The following is a 1,183-nucleotide window of genomic DNA, read 5'->3' as shown; positions in this document are numbered from 1 at the left end:
GGTGAAGGCGTCGGGGTGTTCGTCGGTGAGGTAGTTGAAGAGGCTGGCGGAGAGTTGGAGCATGGTGACGCCGTGGCGGCGGGACAGTTCGGCGATGAGCACAGGTTCGGGCTTTTGGCCGGGTTGCAGGACGGTGGTGCCGCCGTGGAGGAGGGCGCCCCAGAATTCGAGGCTGAAGGCGTCCCAGGAGACCGGTGAGCACTGGAGGAACACCTCGTCGGGTCCGAAGTGGCCGTAGGTCTGGGCGGTGACGGTGGAGACGAGGTTGCGGTGCGAGGACAGGATGCCCTTGGGCCGCCCGGTCGACCCCGACGTGAACATCACGCACGCCACGTCCTGGCTCCGGACCGGTAGGCCGAGGTTGCTCGCGTCGTGGTGGGTCAGGTCGTCCGGGCGCTGGGTGCACGTGGCCCACTCGCCTTCGAGGCGGCCGGCGAGTTCGGCGTTCGTGACCAGGTGGCTGATGGCGGCCTCGGTGGCGGCGGAGCGCAGCCGCTTGTCGGGGAAGTCGGGGTCGAGCAGTACGTGTCCGGCGCCGGTCTTGAGTACGGCGATGAGGGCGGTGGCGAAGGTGGCGTCGCGTTCCAGAAGGATGCCGGCGAGGTCGCCCCGGCCGAGACCGCGCTCATGCAGCTCGCGGGCCCAGCGGTTGGCGGTGGCGTTCAGCTCCGCGTACGTGATCCGCTGGTCGCCGTCGATGAGCGCGACGGCCTCCGGGGTGCGGGCGGCCTGCTCCTCGAACCTCGCCACCAGCGACGCGTCCTCGATGTCCACCGCGGTCCCGGCCCACGGCCCGAGGATCAGTCGCCGTTCGGCGTCCGACACCACGTCCAGCTCACCGAGGCGCCGCTCGGGATCGGCCAGCGCCTGGCGCAGCACCTCGCCGAGCACCGTCACCATGCGCTCGACGGTCGACCGGTCGAACAGGTCCTCCGCGTAGAGCACCGTGCCGCGGAGCCCCTGGCCGTCGTCCGTGCGGAGCAGGAACTCCACGTCGAACTTGGCCGCATCGGCCGTGACATCCGGCATCGCCGTGACCGTCGTGTCCCCGAGCCGGAGCTCCGGAACGCCTCCGGATTCCAGCGTGAGGCAGATTTGGAAGAGGGGGTGGCGGGCGAGTGTGCGGGTGGGGTTGAGGGCGTCGAGGACGAGGTCGAAGGGGGCGTCCTGGTGTGCGAAGGCG

Annotated in this window: 1 protein-coding gene; it reads right to left on the bottom strand. The window is 70.5% G+C overall.

Annotated features, from left to right (window positions below):
• The coding region (locus ACN6LM_RS38020; RefSeq protein WP_445069985.1) for an AMP-binding protein at positions 1-1,183 on the bottom strand (1,183 nt) is incomplete at both ends.

The organism is Streptomyces sp. SAS_281 (genome assembly GCF_052542855.1).
Note: the sequence above shows the minus strand (reverse complement) of the source record. Positions and strands in the feature narration are given on the sequence as shown.